Below are 18975 nucleotides of genomic sequence, written 5' to 3'. Positions count from 1 at the left end.
GAGAGCCAAGATGAGTGAATCACGAAGCCGCCACACCGCATAGCCCCAACGATTCCGTCAGAACTGCCGTTGCTCTAGCATCAAGAGCGCCTTGGGATTTCCAATTCACGGAACCGATGCCGAATAGCGTAGCTTCTCCTCACAATTCAGCGTTTAGTCCCCTGATCTATCCGTCGCGCTTGCGAGACTCAGCGCTGCCTCCCAGTGATGCTGTCTTGTGCTCCACCATCCGTGCGGATTCCGGGATCGACAGGGTTTGCCTCGGTGTGGCCTGCGCCTGAGTTGTTGTCACTCCGGCGCTTTTTATCCGCGCTCTTGTCACGGGTCTTGTTGAAACCACCCTGGTTACGACCTGCATTCTGTGGCATTTCGCGTCTCCTATGAGCTTACCGTGAGGGGGCGTTGACGTAGGTGCGGCCTCTGTGCGTGCACGCAAGGTCGCGTGATGCCTCAAGCGAGATTAGTTGTCTGTTGCCGCCCGGAACCTCTCGGGCATGAGCACCGAACCAGCACCGTGAAGGTTCTCGAGAGCGTTCTCACAACGATCTATCTGGCTCGCTGCCCGCTGCTGCATTTCCTGGGTGTTGCGGCAAGGATTGTCCACGTCTTGATGGCAGAATTGGCCGATCATAAGCGTAGCCTTAGTTCCTGCGTGCTTGTGTAGCCAACGTGGTGGCGGAACTGGGGTTCCTCGTGCCCAGCTTCATCCCTGCGATCTGAATGGCCAGGAGAGTTGTCGGGACAAATAAACTCAGTTCAGTAAAGTGACAGTGGCGAAAATCGCGCCAGAGACAGCGGAATTCCGGCTCGAATGGAAGGTAATCAGTTCGTTGTCACGTTCCAGCCGGAGGGCGCTCCTATACGTTCCCGACAGAAGGCAAACGCCTATCGGGGCCGACCGTATCACCCCCGCAGACGGGCAGTTGCAGATCAGACCTACGAGGATATTCGCAGGATAGAGATTCGCCCGAGATCGCAACCGCTGGCGCAACGACCGTCGGCGTGGCTGAACCGCATCGCCTCTCTCATTTGCTGGACTGGTCTCGGAACCGTCGGAGGCGCCCCGAGTTGGCTTCGTGAGCATTCGCAGTCTCTGGAGGTTTCCCATGAGCGCGACTGGTCTCGACGTCTTCGACAAGACACTGCAAACCACCCACATCTGGCTCGATGAACTGATGGCGGAGATCGGCCCTGACCGGCAGACCGCCTGGCACGTGCTCGGGGCCGTCCTCCGCGCAGTCCGTGACCGCATCCCGCTGGAACTGGCGGTTCATCTCGGCTCGCAACTGCCGCTTCTGGTGCGAGGTGCCTACTACGACCAATGGCATGCTCCCGGCCGCATGGACCAGAAGGCTCGCTCGCTGGACGAGTTTCTGGCGCCCATCGCGGCGCAGTTGGCCCAGATCCGCACGATCAATGTCAGCAGCGCCACGCAGGCGGTGTTCCGGGTCCTGTCGCGCCATGTGACTCCAGGGCAGGTCGAGAAGATCAGGCAATCCCTTCCGGGCGAGGTACAGGCCATCTGGCTGGAGTTCCCGCCCGACACACAGGTTGAGGTGGAGCGGGTCATCACACAGAGCGGCGATATCGCGAAGGGTGGCGAGCGTTCCTGAGGGCGATCGGGGCCCTGCCATGTCCGATACGAGGAAAATGGAAGCCCTCGGAATGGTCACAATGGCCTTGTCCCCACGAGCATGGTGAACCCATGGCGGCTCAGACAACGACAGACGGATTGGTGGAGATAGGACATGCGTGTAGCGGAAATCATGACCCGCGATGTGCGGGTGGCCCGTCCCGATCAGAGCATCCAGGAAGCAGCCCGAATGATGGCTGACGTCGACGCCGGCATCATGCCGGTCGGCGAAGATGATCGCCTCGTTGGCATGATCACTGATCGGGATATCGCCGTGCGGGCGGTGGCTGAAGGAAAGGGACCACAGACGCTGGTGCGCGACGTCATGAGTCCCGAGGTGAAGTATTGCTTCGAGGACGACGACACGGATGCGGTCGCGCACAACATGGCCGAGCTCCAGGTGCGTCGTCTTCCCGTGGTTAATCGGGACAAGCGCCTTGTCGGCATCATTGCGCTGGGCGATCTCGCTGTGATGGAGGGCGCGCGTCCGGCCGGCGAAGCGGTGAGCGGAATTTCGCAGCCCGGCGGCCAACACTCCCAGACAGGAGGGTCCCGATACTAAATCACGGGGCACGTTGGATCAGGCACAAGCCAGGAGGCGTGCCATGGCGGGTAGGAGCAGCGGGCCAGGGCCGATGGGTCACATGCACGATCGGCCTGAGGTCGAGGTTTCGATTGCACCACTTGGGCTCCCAGGAACGCTAGTCCGTCCGGCGGCCGGGCAGGGCATTGTCCTGTTCGCCCATGGCAGCGGAAGCAGCCGCCTGAGTCCGCGCAACCGCCTCGTGGCGGAGCGTCTTCAGCGCTCAGGGCTTGGCACGCTGCTGTTCGATCTGCTCCAGCCGGAGGAGGCAAGCAACCGCAGCAACGTCTTCGACATCGGCCTGTTGGCCGAACGCTTGGCCCTTGCGACTGACTGGGTACGCTCTCAGGAGCCGCACAACGTTCCCATCGGCTACTTTGGGGCCAGCACTGGCGCGGGCGCGGCTTTGGTTGCGGATACCCTGACCCAACACCGGATTGCGGCCATCGTATCGCGCGGTGGCCGGCCAGATCTCGCCGGCGCGGCGCTTCCGAGGGTCCGTGCGCCGACACTCCTGATCGTCGGCGGAGAGGATCGCGGAGTGATCGAACTCAATGATGAGGCGCTCGCGCAGCTTACCTGCGAGAAGAGGCTGGCGATTGTGCCTGGTGCCGGGCACCTGTTCGAGGAGGCCGGCACGCTCGATCAAGTGGTGGCCTTGGCCCGCGACTGGTTCGTCCCGCGGCTGCGCCAAGGAGGCTGAACATGCGTCCCGATATTCTGAGCTTTCGCGACCGAGCCGATGCAGGGCGCCAGCTCGTCCCGCGTCTGATGCCTTATGCCAGTCAGAACCCTGTCGTTCTGGCATTGCCACGCGGCGGCGTGCCAGTGGCCTTCGAGGTCGCCCGCGCTTTGCGAGCACCGCTCGATCTCGTTTTCGTACGCAAGATCGGGGCTCCTGGTCATGCGGAATTTGGTTTAGGCGCGGTCGTGGATGGAGCACACCCTGAGGTCGTGCTCAACGACGAGGCGCTCAGCTATCTCACGGTGCCGCCAGGTTACATCGAGGCAGAAACTCAACGGCAACTGCAGGAGATCGAGCGCCGGCGCGAGCACTACCTCGCAGGCAGACGACCGGTTGATGTGGAGGGCCGGGTCGCCATCGTGGTCGATGACGGCATTGCGACGGGCGGCACCGTGCGGGCGGCCTTAAAGGGGCTGTCTAGCGCCCGGCCCGCACGTCTCATTCTGGCTGTCCCGGTTGCACCGAAGAGCACCATCGAAAGCCTCAGGTTGGAGGCGGACGAGGTGATCTGCCTGATGACCCCTGAGCCGTTCTACGCTGTCGGGGAACACTACGATGATTTCCGCCAGACTTCAGACCGGGAGGTGGTCACGCTTCTGGACGAGGCCCAACGTTGGAACAGGAAGGGTATCCCATGAATGTCGACAGCTTTCGTGACATGTACATCGCAGAACTTCAGGAGCTGCGCAGCGTCGAGGCTCAGCTCGTTGATGCCTTGCCCAGGATGGCGGATGAGGCAAGCCATATGGAACTCAAGCAAGCAATCCAAACGCACTTGGAAGAGACCCGCTCCCAGCAAGTTCGGCTTGACGCGATCCTGCGCCGGCACGGCGCCGAGCCGCGCGAGCACGTTGATCAAGCGATGCAGGCAATGCTGCGTGAAGCCGAGAAGTGGGCTGGCATGGTTCGGGATCAGGACCTGCGCGATGCCGGTTTGATCGCCTCGGCACAGCGGGTCGAACATTACGAGATCGCGGTTTACGGCTCGCTCGCCACCTGGGCGAAGCTGCTCGGGCTGGAGGATGATTTGCAGGCGCTTCTCAGTTCCTTGGAGGAGGAGAAGCAAACGGACGAAATATTGACGGGACTCGCTAAGCGCATGGTCAATCCAGACGCGGCTGCAACCTAGACGGAGCGATGACCAGGGAGGCGTTGAGGAGAGGAGCCATGGCGTTCACGGTCACCAGTTCGGCGTTCAAGCAAGGCGAAGTCATCCCGACCAGATACACTCGTGACGGGGAGAACGTGTCACCACCGCTGGAATGGCGCGGCGCCCCTCCTGGAACCCGCAGCTTCATGGTGCTCGTCGAGGACCCGGATGCACCATCGGGAATGTTCCGGCACTGGGCAATGTACAACATCCCTGCTGACGAGAAAGGTCTTCCGGAAGGTGCATCGAGCCACAGGCCGAGTGGGGCAGGTGAGGGTGTCAACGGGTTTGGCAAAGCGCGCTACGACGGTCCCCAGCCGCCGAAGGGGCATGGGCCACACCATTATCATTTCAGGCTGGCTGCTCTCGACATCCCGCAGCTCAACATTCTGGCTTCGGCCAAGGCAGAGGACATTTGGACGGAGGCGATGCCTCACATCATTGCCGAAGCGGAACTGGTCGGGGTCTACGAACGATGAAGATGCCTGTGCCGGAAGCTGAGGTTTCGCAGTGGCGAATGGGACAATCTGAACCTGGAGTGCACCAGTGATTGTTTTTGCTGCTCCCGATGAACCGATGGATTTGGTTCTGACATCAGGGCGTCGCCCTGATCACCCCCACAAGACCGAACATGTCTCGGAAGGCGAGTCCGATCGGCGACAGCAGGGTGGGTCGAAACAAGACCAGCCCGGCCCCATCAGCCCCGACCCCGACTACCTGCCAGAGGGCCCCAAGGACCCGCAGCCCCGGGTCTGGCCTGCCGAGCCGGAAACGCAGTAGTAGGCATCCGCATTCTCGTGCTGGGGCTTGGCTCCTCGGTAGCCTTCTCACCACCCACGGCCATGTTCGCAGCGGGGGTGAGACGCGTCTCATCGTAGGGCCCAGTTCTATCGGCGTCGTACCTCGAAGCACTAGCCGGGCTCAAAGCCGGTCGTTAATGCGGCCCTGCGCATGGTAAGATCCTTCCAACTACTGGCTCCTTGGATGTGAGGCTATCGGCGAGCAGCAAACCGCCGGCCATAATCCCATCTGCGGGCGGATCGGAGCTTGTTGGGCGGCCAAGTGACCCGTTGTGTCATGCCGCTCTCCGAGTTTCATTTGGATTGCTTCAACCTCCGTCGCTTCAATCCGCGTATTGTCGATCCCCTCCGCCTGCTCCCCAGGCTCTCCGCTGAGCCGCTCTAAGAAATGACCATTAACAACGGCTAGGGTTCGATGCTCGATTGAGATTTTGGGGTTCAGTCAATCTGGCCAACCAAGCAGCCATCCTGAGCGTTATTCAGCGTAGCCAACCGCTCGCAGGCAGATCGACCTCGAGTGATGCAGTGAAAGGCGTCCGTCATGAAACCGATGAACGAGAGCCATTTAGCAATCCTACGTCGGCATATGGTCGAGATGGTCGCCATCCATGCTGATCTTGCCAGCGATGAAATCGGCAAAGCGGTGTTGGATGAGCGGGTGATGGCCGCCATGCGTAAAGTGCCACGGCATCTCTTTGTCCCGGCGCCTCTTGCGCCTTATGCCTACCAGGATAGCCCTCTGCCCATCGGCTTTGACAAGACGATCTCGCAGCCATTCATCGTGGCGCTTATGACGGATTTGCTGTCACCGCAACCAGACGAGAAGGTGCTGGAGGTGGGAACCGGGCTAGGGTACCACGCGGCGATTCTGGCGGAATTGGCAGATCGGGTCTGGAGCATCGAGATTATCGAGGAATTCGCCAGCATTGCGCGGGATCTCCTTCGCCAACTCGGTTATACTAATATTGAGATCAGGGAGGGAGACGGATCCCGCGGCTGGCGCGAGCATGCCCCTTTCGACAAGATCCTGGTATCGGCGGCGGCTGACAAGGTACCGGCCACACTGCTTGACCAACTCAAGCCAAGCGGGCGCTTGGTGATGCCGTTGGGTCCGGAAGAGATGCAGCGTCTTACAGTCGTCGAGAAGGATGCCAATGATCGGACGAAGGCTCAGGAACTCCTGCCTGTCCGATTCAGCCGGCTTGAGACAATCATGTGAAACAGCCGATGGTTGATGACCGCGAGTTGCTCAAGGGGCCTCACCGGGAGCAATACTCAGCAGAGTCAGAGCGCCCTGATCCTTGTGCTGATCGCTTCGGGTACTGCTACGCCGCCGCAGCTGGACTTCTACAGCCTCGGACGTGAAAAGTGGATTTGCACTTTTGGGACCCATCCGATGCTTTCTCCTTCAATGAGAGCATCGTTCAGGCGGAAAACCGGATCCCCTTTTCGCTGACGCGGACCTTCGGTTCCGCACGATGCTCTAGGGAGCCCGCTTGCCATCATGCTGCCGTTGGAGGCTCTCTGCGGGGAGCTGGCCGGAGGTGCGTGTGCACTCCTGGGGCCGCACCCTCTTCTCTGGCCCCCAGCACCATCTCGGTAGCCCAGGTGACGAGCAGGGACGTGTAAGCCTGCTGCCACGCCTCTTCGGATAGGCCATGATCAGCCCCCTCGATCACACGGTAGGTGAGGGAGTGCGCCCCTTTGAGCGCTGCAAGATAGTTCTCGATCACCGGGTGTGGAATGATGTCATCGTGCTCCGACTCCACGACCAGCACGTCACCCCTGAACGCCGCACAGGCCGCTAAGGCCCTGTTTTGGGCGGGGGTGACCCGGCCTTGCCGGTAGTCAGCAAGGCCGTACTTCTTCAGCTGCTGCTTTGGTAGCGGCCAGTCCTCGTCCCGATAGAGGGCAGGCACGCGCAGAGCGAGCCAGCGCACAGGACGCAGTGAACTCAGGATCGCAGCCAGGTAGCCGCCATAGCTGCTGCCCACCACCGCAATAGCTTGCTTATCAACTGCCGGATGGCTGACCAGAGTGTCGTAGACCGCAAGTGCATCGCGAAGGTTCTCCTCGCGCGTGACCGTCTCCTTCTGCGCTTCGGTTCCTGCATGGCCCCGGAGATCAGCGGTCAGACAGACACAGCCCAAGGCTGCGATCTCACGGGCTCGGGTCAGGTACTGCTCCTGGCTACCACCCCAGCCGTGCAGAAAAAGAACCCCTGGCACAACTGTTGCCGGAGTAACCAAGGTGCCGCAAATCCGCTGATCATCGACGGAAATGTCGATCCGGTCATCTCGTGTCGCCATGAGCCCTCACCAGTGCGTACTTGGTCAAGAATCCGACTTTCTCATCTACCCCACGAAAGTACACTGTGGCGTGTGGAGGCGGAGCTTGGCTCTCGCCATAGATTTCGAAGGTGGCTGCGTGAACCACCTGTAGGCCGGGATTATCCCGGAACGATTCGAGGGCGGCGATTTCAGCGCCCGTCGCGCCGCCAATGCGCCAGGATTGCTCCAGGACGCCCGAGCGCCACTGGCCGCGAGCGTTGATCCCCTGAGCCACGTCATAGTTGCGGCGTGAGGCAAACATCCCGGGAAAGACGCTTGTGGCTGCATCGTAGGCCCGAGCCTGCTCCACAGCCGTGTGAACGCCCTTGGGAAGAGGCAGCTGGACTAGCGTATCAAAGTCGCCGCGCACGACCACAAGGTCAGATCCACCATAGACGTCTTTCCCGCTACCGTCAGTTGTCAGCCGTTGGCTGCCGTAGTACGTCGCCGTGAGGTCAGCCACGCGCACCTGACCGACACTATAGGTGGTCACCGCTGTGAGGTTCTCCTCCAGAACTAGCCCAGCGCCTGTCAACTCAGCCGGATCGATGGTAGCGAGGGCTTCAGTGAGCTCGGTCCGATTCTGGACCACTCTCTGCCCGCGGCCGGCAGTGGCGTTTACCGGTTTGAGGCGCACAGGTCCGTCCTCCAGGAGACGCTGTCCGGCTATCTGGGCCTGCTCTGATGAAAAGACCGAGTATCCTTCAAGCACAGCGCTTTGCACTTGGCGAGGAAATGTGTCGGACCAGCCCTCGGGTGCGGAGGCATTTGGCCGGATCAGCGGGTGAGTGATGGCTTTGGTGCAAACGAACGGATGTGGCACCACCCCACCGAAGAGATCACGCTCTCCCGTGATGCCAAGCTGAGCCGCCTGCTCGAGGCCGACCAACGTGGTGCTCGGGACGAAATAGACCCTGCCGGGATAAACGACGGTGCGGTCGTATGTGCCCGCATAATCAACTCCCATCAATGCGGCCAATCGTTTGGCGACCGTTGCCCGCGTGCTCCGCTCATGCGCATCGCAGAACCCGCCGCCCAGGGGCGAGTATTCGACAACCACATCGTGCGCCAACCTAAGCCCTCATGCGCAAGCGTCTCTGACCTGTCAAAGACGGGCAGCACCATCGCTGCATGAACCAAACCCCTCGGTAGCCAGGAGTTCCGGCACGCAACCGGCCCACGCTATCTTAGGTCTGCTCGCTCGGCTTGAGCAGACGTTCGTGTAGAACAGAGGACTTCCGAGCCTGACCCGATGCGGACGCCCCGACCCGTGAGATCGGACAATGAGCCAGCCCAGGCGATGATTCTGATGTCTGCCGTCCTGTCGCAGCGAGGCACGTTTACAGCAGTCTCCAGCCGAGTCCGCTGACCGTAGCGGTCGATACAGGGATTGTATGAAGCGCTGACCGAGTGTCCTTGCTAATCACCGACCGTGCTTCCCGATTGGTGACTTACCGGCCCTCTCCGAATGTCGTCTTCAGCGCGGCCCACTATTCTGCGATAAAGACGAGATCGTTTGACGGGTCCGGTTTGTGATTTGATCCCAGGCTCCGGCGCTGATCTCGGATGATGGACAGATCCATGATCCTCCGACTGCGATCACGTTGGGAAGAGCGAGCCAATCCTTGGCGTTCTTCTCGTCGATTCCGCCGGTCGGGCAGAAGCGCGCCTGCGGGAATGGACCTGCCAAAGCCTTCAGAGCGGGAATACCGCCCGAAGCGGCTGCGGGAAAGAATTTAACTGTTTTGAAGCCGTAGGCCAGGGCTTCCATGAGCTCGGATGGGGTCGCGATGCCGGGAATGAAAGGTATCACGCTCCGGGTGGCTGCTTCGAGCAGTGCCGGCGTAGCGCCCGGGCTTAAGGCGAAGCGCGCTCCCAGGGTCTGGGCGCGTTCAAGATCGTCCGGAGTGAGGACTGTTCCAATGCCGACGATTGCCTCAGGAACCTCCGCGATGATCGCAGCAGCCGCATCAATCGCCGCAGGTGTCCTGAGTGTGATCTCCAGCAGACGGAGTCCGCCTGCGATGAGCGCGCGCGCAAGAGGAACGCCGTCCTCCAGGCGATCGATGGTGATCACCGGAATGATAGGGCCGAAATGAAGAAGCTCTGCCAGCTTTTCGTCTCGTGTGTCGGATAGACTTGCCACATCCTGAGGCATACAAGGGCTCCTCGAGCAACTTGGCGGGATCGGTGCTATGGCATCGCGTCCGCCGGAATAATCGCGCCGCGATAGCGGACCACCTGACGTGCGAGGCGGTGGCCTGCACTCGCAGCGGCTTCCAAGGTCGCGCCGGACAGGCGTGCGTGGAGATAGGCGGCCGCAAAGCTGTCGCCGGCGGCGGTCGTGTCGACGACGTCCTCCGCCGGAGTCCCCGGCACCAGAATGTCCTCGCCCTTCGCGATGACACGCAGGTGAGGTCGGGATGTTTGATGATGATCTCGGCTTTATCCGAAACAGCCATGAGGACCTTTGCTCCATCATCGCCGAACAGGAGATCGAGGTCTTCCTTCGAGGCGAAGATGATGTCGGCGAGCTCGAATATCCGGCGGAATGCGGTTTGCGCTGTTGCGGGATCGGGCCAGCCGCGCGACCTGAAATTCGTGTCGAAAGCTACGCGCCTTCCTTGACGCCGAGCCTCACGAAGAACATCAAAAAGATGTTCCCGTCCCCTCGTCCCATAGAGGGACAGGCTGATCCCCGACAGATAGATCAGGTCGTAGGTTCTGAGGGCCGCGATAACGCGTTTGGCTTCGGGCGCCTCGAACAGCGAGCGGGCAGCTGCGCTTTCGCGCCAATAGGAAAACCTGCGTTCGCCCTTGGAATCGGTTTGAATGATGTAGAGCCCGGGAAGACGGCCGGGCAGACGCAGCACTTGTTCCGTGCCGACGCCCTCCTTGTTCCAGGCACCGATCAGATCCTCGCTCCAGTCATCATCGCCGAGCGCGGTGACGTAATCGACTGGCATTCCAAGGCGTGCGAGATAGACGGCTGTATTGAACGTATCTCCGCCGTATCCGCGTGACAGCCGACCGTCGGCCTCTTCACGAAGCTCGATCATACATTCGCCGACGCAGGCAATCTTCGTCATAACTGGTACCTACCGGAACTCTGTCTTGGCAGACCGAAACGGAAACGCGGTGGCTCTCTTTAGGCGAGGTGAGGTGTTTGTGTCGCGGGATCCCCGACACTAGAGCTGTTTCCATTGGCATGGAATCAGCTCTTTTCTTGGATGAGCACATCACTGCACGGGGCGACCGGGGCCACTTGTCTGCATGATGCCCTAAAGCGGCAGGTTCCGCAGGGCTGAGACAGCCGTCATCACGCCGCGCAACTCGGCAAGTCCCTTGAGGCGACCGATGGCCGGGTATCCGGGATGTGTCGGCTTGCCCACGTCGTCGAGCAATTCGTGGCCGTGGTCCGGCCGCATCGGGATGCGCCATTTCGGATCACCGGCATCCTTGCGGCGCTTTTGCTCTTCTAGAAGAGCGATGACAACGGCAACCATATCGGTGTCACCGCCCAGATGGTCGGCTTCCATGAAGGAACCATCCGGCTCCTTCGCCACGTTGCGCAGGTGAGCGAACCAGATGCGGTTTGCAAAGCGCCTCGCAATGGCAGGCACATCATTGGCTGGACCCGCTCCAAGGGAGCCGCTGCACAGGGTAATGCCATTTGATGGGGAGTCGACCGCGCCGACAATGAAGGCGATGTCGTCTGCGTTCGAGACGATACGTGGCAGACCCATCAATGAACGTGGCGGATCATCCGGGTGAATGCACATCCGGATGCCGACCTCCTCAGCCACGGGGATCACCTCGCGCAGGAACCGCGCCAGGTTCTCGCGCAGGGCTGCCGCGTCGATGTCGCGGTAGCGATCGAGCATCACCCGGAGACCAGGAATGTCGTAGCGGTCGTAAGCCCCGGGAAGACCGGCCATGATATTGGCAAGCAGCTTGCTGCGATCGGCTTCCGTAGAGCGATCGTACCACTCCTTGGCACGAGCGAGCACTTCAGGGGATTGATCCGCCTCCGCGCCAGGACGTTGCAGCATGAAGCAGTCGAACGCGGCATATTCGTGGGCGTTGAAACGCAGGGCCGTTCCGCCACCCGGCAAAGGATGGGCGAGTTCAGTTCGGGTCCAGTCGACGACCGGCATGAAATTGTAGCAGACCGTAGTGATGCCGCATTGCGCGAGGTTGCGCAGGGACTGGCGGTAATTGTCGAAGAGAGTGGTGAGATCGCCTTCCCCAATCTTGATGTTTTCATGGATCGGCAGGCTCTCGACCACGCTCCAGCGCAGGCCGAGCGAGGCATCAGCCGTAATCTCGGCCTTGCGCTTCCCGATCTCCTCGACACTCCAGAGGACGCCGTACGGAATGTGGTGCAGGGCCGTCACGATACCGGTTGCCCCGGTCTGGCGGATATGGGGAAGCTTAACGGCATCTTGGGGGCCGAACCAGCGCCAAGTCTGTTCCATAGCAATAACCTCGTAGCAGCCCGGCTCATACGCCGGCGAAAGAACTGAGCTCCGCCGCAGCATTGCGAGCGCCGCGCGTGAGCAATTGGGTATAGGCAGAAGTCAATGCGTTCTCGAAACGCGGATCGCGCGGTAGATCCGGGCCGAAAATGGCCTCGATGCCGAGAACTGCGCGAACCCGGTCTTGAGGAGCTTCGCCGGCTCGATCGAGAACGGCGCGAAGATGAGCAGCGAGGGGATCGCGAACATCGATCTCCCGTCCGCGTTCATCGGTGCCGCCGACGTAACGCAACCAGGCGGCGACGGCGAGCGCGATCCTCGGCAGATCAACGTTCGGGGCGAGGCGCTCGCGCACGGTTGAAAGCAGTCGCTGCGGGAGCTTCTGCGAGCCGTCCATGGCGATCTGCCAGGTGCGGTGCCGAATGGCAGGGTTGGAAAACCGCTCCAGGAGCGTCTTTGCATAACTGGAGAGGTCGGTTCCAGGAGGCGCGGGGACAACGGGTATGATCTCCTGCCAGAGCCCCTCGACATAGAGCCGGAGAGCTGGATCAGCCATCGTGTCGGCAATCGTTTCGTGTCCCGCGAGATAGCCCAGATAGGCGAGAGCGGAATGGGCTCCGTTGAGGAGCCGAAGCTTCATGTGCTCATATGGAGCGACATCGCTGACCAACTCGGCTCCGACGCGCTCCCAGCGTGGGCGGGAGTTGTCGATGAACCGGTCTTCGATCACCCATTGGCGGTAAGGCTCGTGAACCACGGGCGCGGCATCTGCGAGCCCCGTCAGTCGGGCAGCTTCGGCGATATCCTCTGTCGTCGTCGCAGGAACAATCCGGTCGACCATCGTTGACGGGAAGGCGGCGTATCTCTCGACCCAGGTGGCCAGGCCACAATCCCGTAAGGCAGCAAAATCGCTGACAAGCGACGCGAGGAGGTGTCCGTTGGAGGGTAGATTGTCGCAGCACAGAACCGTGAAGGGAGCCATGCCGGCGTCCCGCCGGCGCTCCAGCGCGGCAAGAATGAAGCCGACAGCCGTGCGGGGCTCACCCGGATATTCGAGATCGTGTTGAATATCGGGATGATGCTCCTGCAGACGTCCCGTTGCCGGATCGATGCAGTATCCTTTTTCGGTCACCGTCAGGCTGACAATGCGGATGCTGGGGTCCGCCATGGCTTCAACGACCGCAACCGGGTCCTCGGCAGCCACCATGACCGAATTGAGGCAGCCAACGATGCGTGCCGATACTCCCGAGGCATCCTTCTGCAACGCAGTATAAAGCCTGCCCTGCGGCATCAGACGGTCACGCTGGTCCGGGCGCTGGAGGCTGATGCCGGTCATACCCCAGTCCCCGGGTTCGGTCGCGAGCAGGTCTTCCGTGTAGAGAGCCTGATGCGCACGCACGAATGCACCAAGGCCGAGATGGACAATCCCGGTGCGAAGGCGATCGCGATCATAGCCAGGGCGCAGTGTTCCAACTTTCGCGGCGCTGAGAGTCGCTGGAGACAGAAGGGGAGTGTCCGCCGTCATGAGCTTCTGTTGGTTAGACATCGTTGATGATCAGGTCCGGATGCTCGGCTGCGAGCTTCTCCGTAATCTTGAGAACCTCTGAGAGATGGACGCGCATCGCCGCCTCGGCTCCCTCGGGATCCTGCCGGAGAATGGCATTGAGAATATCTTTGTGCTGCACAATGAGGGACTCGACCGGCGTCCTTACCGGAAGGCTCAGAAAACGCACGCGATCGAACTGGGACTTTTCCCGTTCCAGCACAGACCAGATCTGGGCGATCCCGATATCGTCCGCCAGAGTGCGATGGAAGGTATCATCTGCAAGTGTAAAGCGCTCCGGGTCCGCTTGAGCCTGCTCCTGTTCGATCAGGGCCGCTATGGCTCTCTCGTGCGCTTGCGGGGAAAGACCCCGTTCAGCGGCGCGTCGGACAATCGCGATTTCCAATGCTTCACGCACAAAACGCGCGCGCTGCATGGAAGCGAGAGAGATCCGGCTCACAAAGCTGCCGCGCTGCGGGAGGACTTCAATGAGCCCTTCCTCGACAAGTCGGATGAGGGCTTCCCGCACTGGCGCACGGCTGGTGCCGAAGCGCAGGGCGAGCTCGTTCTCCGACAGGCGCACTCCCGGCCGAAGCCGGAGCGTCACGATGTCTTCGCGGATCTGGGCATGAATGCCACGCACGGTCGCAGAGGGCAGCGAGGCCGCCGTGCCTTGGGCCCGTTCAACATTGTCATACATGTTGGATGAGGACATTGGCGGCTCACTTGTAAAAGAAGCTCGGCAGCCAGAGCGAGATTTCGGGGACGTAGGATACCAGGAGCAGGATCAGGATGTTGCAGAGGAGGAAGGGCCAAATCGCCCGGGAGATCGCTGCCAGGGAGATCTTGGCGATGTTGGCTGCCACGAAGAGACACACGCCCACCGGCGGCGTCGTCAGGCCGATCATCAGGTTGAGCACCGCGAAGGTTGCAAAGTGGATCGGGTCGATGCCGACCTTTGTGGCAACGGCGAGCAGGGGCGGGAACAGGATGATCAATGCCGCGATCGTTTCCATGAAGGTGCCGACGATCAGGAGCAAGATGTTGATCAGAAGAATGATCAGATACTTGTTCGTGGTCAGCGACAGCATCGCCTCGGCGATCATCTGAGGGATCTGTTCGCTCGTGAGGATCCAGCCGAAAACGTTCGCCAGGCCCACCAAGAGGATCAGGGCGCCGGAGCCGATGGCGCTCTCGAGCATGAGCTTGGGAAGGTGGACCAGCTTGAACCCTTTGTAGATGAACAGGCCGACCACGAAGGCATAGAGCGCCGAGACGATCGAGGCTTCGGTCGGGGTGAAGAAGCCGCCCACGATACCGAACAGGATGACACCTGTCATCAGAAGGGCCCAGAATGCGCCCTTGCTGGTGGAGAGAACATGGCCGAGGCCGCTCCAGGTGCCTTTCGGATAGCCGCGCTTACGTGACAGGATGTAGACCGTCACCATCATGCCCAGTCCCAGTAAGAGACCCGGAACGGCGCCAGCCAGAAACATTTTCCCGACGGAGAGGCCGGTCAGGGTGCCTACGATGATCATCGGCACGCTCGGCGGAATGATGGGGCCAACCGTCGAGGCCGCCGCTGTGACGGCCGCCGCGAAGGGCGCGTCATAGCCGGACTTGCGCATGGCGGGAATCATGACGGAGCCGATCGAAGCCGTCTCCGCGACGGCCGTGCCCGAGATGCCAGCGAAGATCATCGAGCCTAGAACATTCGCGAGACCGAGGCCGCCGCGGATGTGGCCGACGACCGCATTGCCGAAGCGTACGATCTGGTCGGTGATGCCACCACCATTCATCAGGTTACCGGCGAGCACGAAGCCGGGGATGCAGAGCAGGACGAAAGAATCCATGCCTGCAAACATGAACTGAGGTACGACGCTGAGATCGATGTCTGCGCCGATGAGATACACAGCCGCTGCAAGGCCCAGCGAGATGCCGACTGGAACGCCTAGGATAAGGCAAACCGCGAATGTCGTGAAGAGAAGGGTGACAAGCATCAGAGGAGCTCCCCATGGCTTGCAGGCGCGGATTGTCCGAAACCGAAGAGCCGAGCGAGTGAGAAGAAGGCAAGAGAAATTGGGATTATCAGCGTGACCACGTAGATCACGACCATGGGTATGTCGATTGAGCGCGCCCGTTCACCGATGCTGCCCGCGACGTAATCGTAGGCACCCGGAATAATGGCGATGGCGAATCCGAAGATGATGAGATCGACGATCCGGTCGATCACTCTGCGGACACTCTCAGGGAGCGGCCCAACGAAAAGATCGACATTGACGAGCTCTCCGCGAAGAACAGCGACCCCGCACGAGAAGGCAACAAGATAGACCAGTGCGAAGCGGGCGACCTCTTCCGTCCAGGAAGGGGAAGGAAAGCCCGGCACACGACCAAGCACCTGGATGGTGACGACGCCGATGAGGACACTGAAGGCAGCGATCGTGCCATAGCGGCAGATCGCGAGAGCAGCCGCCAGGATGGCGGCAATGACATTGCGCATGGTCACTCTCCTTCGCATGACGTCGTTTCGATCCCAGTCAGACAAGACCTGAGCCGCTTCCAAAGGAGGCGGCTCAGGGGCTCATCGAATGCGATTACTTCGTCGCGACGATTTCGTCGTAGAGCGGCTTGATCTCAGACGGCAGAGACGACGCGACTGCCTGCTGCGCCTTGGCGGCGAAGGCCGCCTTGTCGGAAGCGACGAACTCCATGCCTTTCGCCTTGAGATCGGCGGCAAGCTGCTGCTCGTCCTTCAGGAAGAGCTCGCGCTCATAAGCCTGGGCAGCCTTGGCTGCTTCGGCAATCGCCTTCTGCTGCTCGGCACTGAGACGTCCGAGCTTCTTGCTGCCGCCAACCAGATAGATCCAGCTCAGAACGTGATCGGTCTGGTTCACGTACTTCTGAACTTCGTTGAGGCTGGCGGACTTGATCAGAGCCAGCGGATTTTCCTGTGCATCGATCGTGTGGTTCTGCAGGGAGGTGAACACCTCCGAGAACGCCATTGGCGTCGGCTTGGCGCCGAGGGTTTCCCAGACCTTGACGAAGAGCGGCACGTTGGGAACCCGCAGCTTGAGGCCGTTGAGATCGTCCGGCGTCTTGATTGGGCGGTTCGAGGTCAGCTCGCGGGCACCCCGGGCGAAGTAGGCGAGGGGCTTGAGCTGTGTCTTCTCTTCGATGTTCTGAGCGATCTTCTGGCCGACCGGACCGTTCACCACCTTGTCGAGGTGATCGAGATCACGGATAGCATACGGAACCGCCAACAGGGCTGCCGACGGAGCCCAGTTCTGCAGGGACTCGCCCGTGATCGTGAAGTCGACCGTGCCGAGCTGAATGCCCTTGATCAGGTCGGTTTCCTTGCCGAGTTGCTCGTTCGGGAAGACCTTGACCTCGATCTCGCCATTGGTGCGCTTGGAGACCTCCTCGGCAAACTTCAGAGCGGCCTTGTGCCAGACATTCTCCTCGTTTCCGAGATGTCCCAGCTTCAGGGTCGTCTTCGCCTGAGCGAACGCGGGACCGGCAATGCCGACCGCGAGAAGGGCGCCCATGGCACCGGCAATGGCTCGGCGCGTGAACTTGGATTGGTATGACATCGATTTCCTCCTTGGTAAAAGCCGCGCCCTTCTCGTGCGTCGGTCGTGCGAAACAGTCCTCATTCGCCGAAGGCGAGCTGAACCTTGATGGTGTCCTGTGGGCGCGTCTCGATCAGGTCAAAAGCCGCACGGGCCTCACGCGCCGGGAACGTCTGCGTGACCATGGCTGCCGGATTGAGCTTCCCCTCGGCGAGCCAAGTTACGACCTGTGGCAGGAGCTTTCGGTTCAGACGGGAGCCGACCAGGGTCAGCTCCTTCTTGACGATTTCCTGCTGGCTGATGTTGCAGGGAGCCGGCGAGAAACCGAGTAGACCGATGCGTCCGGCCGGGCTCGCGATCCGGCAGGCTTCCTCCAGCAGGGCAGGAATGCCTGCGCCGTCAATGATGACCGTGGGGCCCAGTCCCTCGTTCTCATCCTTGACGGCATCTGGAACCGATTGTTCACGCGAATGGATGGTCACATCAGCGCCGAAGGCTCGCGCCCGTTCGAGACGGGCGGAATCGATGTCGGCGATCAGGCAGCGGGCTCCATGGAGCTTGGCAACCTGGAGAACCGTGAGCCCGACGGTGCCGGCCCCATAAATCAGCACCGTGTCACCGGCGTCGATGCCGGTGCGGGAGAGAACGTTTGCGGCGATCGAGAACGGCTCGGCCAGGGCTGCGATCTCGAAGGGCATTGAGTCCGGCACCTTCACGCAGTTGGCCGCCGGTACGACAAGCCTGTCCCGAAAGCCGCCGTCTCGATGGACGCCGAAGACTTCGAGATTCCCGCAGACATTGTGTCGGCCAACCCGGCATGCATAGCAGTGGCCGCATGACACAACAGGATCAACGACGACACGGTCGCCAGGGGCAAGACCCTCAACATCAGTGCCGACGGCCTCGACGGTGCCGGCAAATTCATGGCCGATGATGCGCGGGTACCGGGCGAAAGGATTGGAACCGTGAAGAATGTGAAGATCCGAGCCGCAGATGCCCGCTCTTACGGTCCGCAGCAGGATTTCTCCGGTTCCAGGCCTGTCAGGCGAGGCAACTTCATGAGCATCAAGGTGATGGGGCGACTGAACCGAGATGGCGAGCACGGTATACTCCTTGTCGACTAGTCGACCAGTATTGGTTGCAATCATACTGGTCAATCGATCGCTGCCTAGACTTTAGTTTAAGGCGCCGCCGCTTTTGGCCTACCTATGCTGAGACATTTTATCTGTCGATAAACTCTGCGGCGAAGTTTCGCAGCCTCAGAAGCTCAGGACAGGTGGCTTCCAAGTCGGGACAGCTTCGCATTCCGCTATCAACTTTAGCGAGCTTATAGGTCCCCTGCGGGCACCAGGGGGACATTGGCTGGAGTCCTGCTTTTGCCGAGAAAGCAGACGCTCAAGAAGGGGTTGACGTAAGCCGACGCCACGACACGGTATCCCGGCTGCGATACCTTGCTTATGAAGTTCACGCCGTTTCGGAATAGGTCGGTCACTCATGCTGGCGTGGGCCCTGAGCAGACGTCGGAGGCCTGATCCAAGGTACAGGAAGGCAGACGAACGGTCACACGAACCTGGACTTCTTGACTTAACCAACTCACGGTACCTGGACACGAACCGATAACAAGCAATCTTCGGTTGGTTTCTGAGTCACAAGCGCGGAGCGGCAAGTTCGGCCGCGGTAATCGGAATGGGGGCACTGATGGTTTTTTCATGGGCGAAACTAGCGATGGAGACGAACAGGCTGGCTGTTGAGTCTCAGATCGTCATCTGGACCCGATTGACTCAGATCGCTCTTGGTCGGGGCACGCCTGCCGAGTCCATGTTGATGGTAACGGAGAAGGTCGCTGCTTTTGCAGAGGCTTCTGTAACAGTGGCGTCTGGTGGATCTGCCCACAAAGTTATCAAAGGTTACCGCAAACGTGTGCGGGCAAACGTGCAGCGCCTGCGACGCTAGAAGCGGAGTCTTGAGTTAATTGGCTTGATGCGCTTGGGCAGATCGCACGGCAGGGAGCTTTGGAGCCTGACGCTCTGTGGAGGGCGACTGGCGGATACCGTCATCGATAATGGAATGGTCCGGCCGTGCTCCTGCGCCGCTTGCTCGTAAGCTGTGGGGCGTTGAGCCACGCAAGGAGCACGTTCCAGGTC

Annotated in this window: 19 protein-coding genes and 1 pseudogene; 7 read left to right on the top strand and 13 right to left on the bottom strand. The window is 60.8% G+C overall.

Going from position 1 to position 18975, the window contains the following annotated elements; all coding sequences use genetic code 11:
• Positions 1 to 188 precede the first annotated feature (188 nt).
• Positions 189 to 368 carry a hypothetical protein gene (locus tag DC522_RS34420; RefSeq protein WP_133239388.1) on the bottom strand — a complete coding sequence of 60 codons (180 nt, stop codon included), beginning with the start codon at positions 366 to 368 and terminating at the stop codon, positions 189 to 191.
• Positions 369 to 1106: 738 nt separating this feature from the next.
• Between DC522_RS34420 and DC522_RS27510 the strand changes: the two genes are divergently transcribed.
• From DC522_RS27510 to DC522_RS27480, 7 genes are all read left to right on the top strand, one after another.
• Entirely contained in the window at positions 1107 to 1613 is a 507-nt protein-coding gene (locus DC522_RS27510; protein ID WP_116531745.1) for a DUF2267 domain-containing protein, read from the top strand.
• Between the two features lie 135 nt (positions 1614 to 1748).
• A complete protein-coding gene (locus DC522_RS27505) occupies positions 1749 to 2195 on the top strand; it encodes a CBS domain-containing protein (protein ID WP_116531744.1) in 447 nt (148 codons plus the stop codon).
• Between the two features lie 43 nt (positions 2196 to 2238).
• Entirely contained in the window at positions 2239 to 2919 is a 681-nt protein-coding gene (locus DC522_RS27500; RefSeq protein ID WP_133239387.1) for a dienelactone hydrolase family protein, read from the top strand.
• 2 nt (positions 2920 to 2921) lie between these two features.
• Positions 2922 to 3599, top strand: a complete 678-nt coding sequence (locus tag DC522_RS27495; protein WP_116531742.1) for a phosphoribosyltransferase — start codon at positions 2922 to 2924, stop codon at positions 3597 to 3599.
• A complete protein-coding gene (locus DC522_RS27490) occupies positions 3596 to 4090 on the top strand; it encodes a ferritin-like domain-containing protein (protein WP_116531741.1) in 495 nt (164 codons plus the stop codon). The genes DC522_RS27495 and DC522_RS27490 overlap by 4 nt, the downstream gene beginning before the upstream one ends.
• Before the next feature lie 38 nt (positions 4091 to 4128).
• On the top strand, positions 4129 to 4590 hold the full coding sequence (locus DC522_RS27485) for a YbhB/YbcL family Raf kinase inhibitor-like protein (protein ID WP_116531740.1): 462 nt from the start codon (positions 4129 to 4131) through the stop codon (positions 4588 to 4590).
• 862 nt (positions 4591 to 5452) lie between these two features.
• Positions 5453 to 6130 (top strand): protein-L-isoaspartate(D-aspartate) O-methyltransferase, encoded by a 678-nt coding sequence (locus DC522_RS27480; protein ID WP_116531739.1) that lies wholly within the window; start codon positions 5453 to 5455, stop codon positions 6128 to 6130.
• Positions 6131 to 6413: 283 nt separating this feature from the next.
• On the opposite strand, the gene DC522_RS27475 is transcribed toward DC522_RS27480, so the two are convergent.
• The 12 genes and pseudogenes from DC522_RS27475 to DC522_RS27425 all read right to left on the bottom strand — a co-directional run bounded on the left by DC522_RS27475 (position 6414) and on the right by DC522_RS27425 (position 17934).
• Complete coding sequence (locus DC522_RS27475; RefSeq protein WP_116531738.1) at positions 6414 to 7220, bottom strand: S9 family peptidase; 807 nt, start codon at positions 7218 to 7220, stop codon at positions 6414 to 6416.
• The gene (locus DC522_RS27470) at positions 7204 to 8313 is read right to left on the bottom strand and encodes a DUF3182 family protein (RefSeq protein WP_116531737.1); all 1110 of its coding nucleotides are present in this window, start codon (positions 8311 to 8313) and stop codon (positions 7204 to 7206) included. The genes DC522_RS27475 and DC522_RS27470 overlap by 17 nt, the downstream gene beginning before the upstream one ends.
• Positions 8314 to 8718: 405 nt before the next feature.
• Positions 8719 to 9399 carry a bifunctional 4-hydroxy-2-oxoglutarate aldolase/2-dehydro-3-deoxy-phosphogluconate aldolase gene (eda, locus tag DC522_RS27465; protein WP_116531736.1) on the bottom strand — a complete coding sequence of 227 codons (681 nt, stop codon included), beginning with the start codon at positions 9397 to 9399 and terminating at the stop codon, positions 8719 to 8721.
• A gap of 35 nt (positions 9400 to 9434) precedes the next feature.
• Positions 9435 to 9620: a PfkB family carbohydrate kinase gene (locus DC522_RS37520; protein WP_371680654.1), complete on the bottom strand. Its 186-nt coding sequence runs from the start codon at positions 9618 to 9620 to the stop codon at positions 9435 to 9437.
• A 152-nt stretch (positions 9621 to 9772) separates the two neighbouring features.
• Positions 9773 to 10300 (bottom strand): annotated as a pseudogene (locus DC522_RS37515) (PfkB family carbohydrate kinase); the annotation flags it as partial.
• A 222-nt stretch (positions 10301 to 10522) separates the two neighbouring features.
• Entirely contained in the window at positions 10523 to 11719 is a 1197-nt protein-coding gene (gene uxuA / locus DC522_RS27455) for a mannonate dehydratase (RefSeq protein WP_116531735.1), read from the bottom strand.
• Positions 11720 to 11744: 25 nt separating this feature from the next.
• Positions 11745 to 13265, bottom strand: coding sequence for a mannitol dehydrogenase family protein (locus DC522_RS27450; RefSeq protein ID WP_245444600.1), 1521 nt, complete (start codon positions 13263 to 13265; stop codon positions 11745 to 11747).
• Positions 13258 to 13977 (bottom strand): GntR family transcriptional regulator, encoded by a 720-nt coding sequence (locus tag DC522_RS27445; RefSeq protein WP_245444598.1) that lies wholly within the window; start codon positions 13975 to 13977, stop codon positions 13258 to 13260. The genes DC522_RS27450 and DC522_RS27445 overlap by 8 nt, the downstream gene beginning before the upstream one ends.
• 7 nt (positions 13978 to 13984) lie before the next feature.
• The gene (locus tag DC522_RS27440; protein ID WP_116531733.1) at positions 13985 to 15262 is read right to left on the bottom strand and encodes a TRAP transporter large permease; all 1278 of its coding nucleotides are present in this window, start codon (positions 15260 to 15262) and stop codon (positions 13985 to 13987) included.
• Complete coding sequence (locus DC522_RS27435; protein WP_116531732.1) at positions 15262 to 15762, bottom strand: TRAP transporter small permease; 501 nt, start codon at positions 15760 to 15762, stop codon at positions 15262 to 15264. The genes DC522_RS27440 and DC522_RS27435 overlap by 1 nt, the downstream gene beginning before the upstream one ends.
• Positions 15763 to 15856: 94 nt before the next feature.
• Positions 15857 to 16852, bottom strand: coding sequence for a TRAP transporter substrate-binding protein (locus DC522_RS27430; protein WP_116531731.1), 996 nt, complete (start codon positions 16850 to 16852; stop codon positions 15857 to 15859).
• Between the two features lie 59 nt (positions 16853 to 16911).
• Positions 16912 to 17934 (bottom strand): Zn-dependent oxidoreductase, encoded by a 1023-nt coding sequence (locus tag DC522_RS27425; RefSeq protein WP_165820336.1) that lies wholly within the window; start codon positions 17932 to 17934, stop codon positions 16912 to 16914.
• Positions 17935 to 18975 lie beyond the last annotated feature (1041 nt).

The sequence above is a fragment of the Microvirga sp. KLBC 81 genome (genome assembly GCF_003075415.1).
In the GTDB taxonomy this organism is placed as follows: domain Bacteria; phylum Pseudomonadota; class Alphaproteobacteria; order Rhizobiales; family Beijerinckiaceae; genus Microvirga.
The sequence above is the reverse complement of the archived record's forward strand: the minus strand, read 5'-3'. Positions and strand labels throughout refer to the sequence as shown.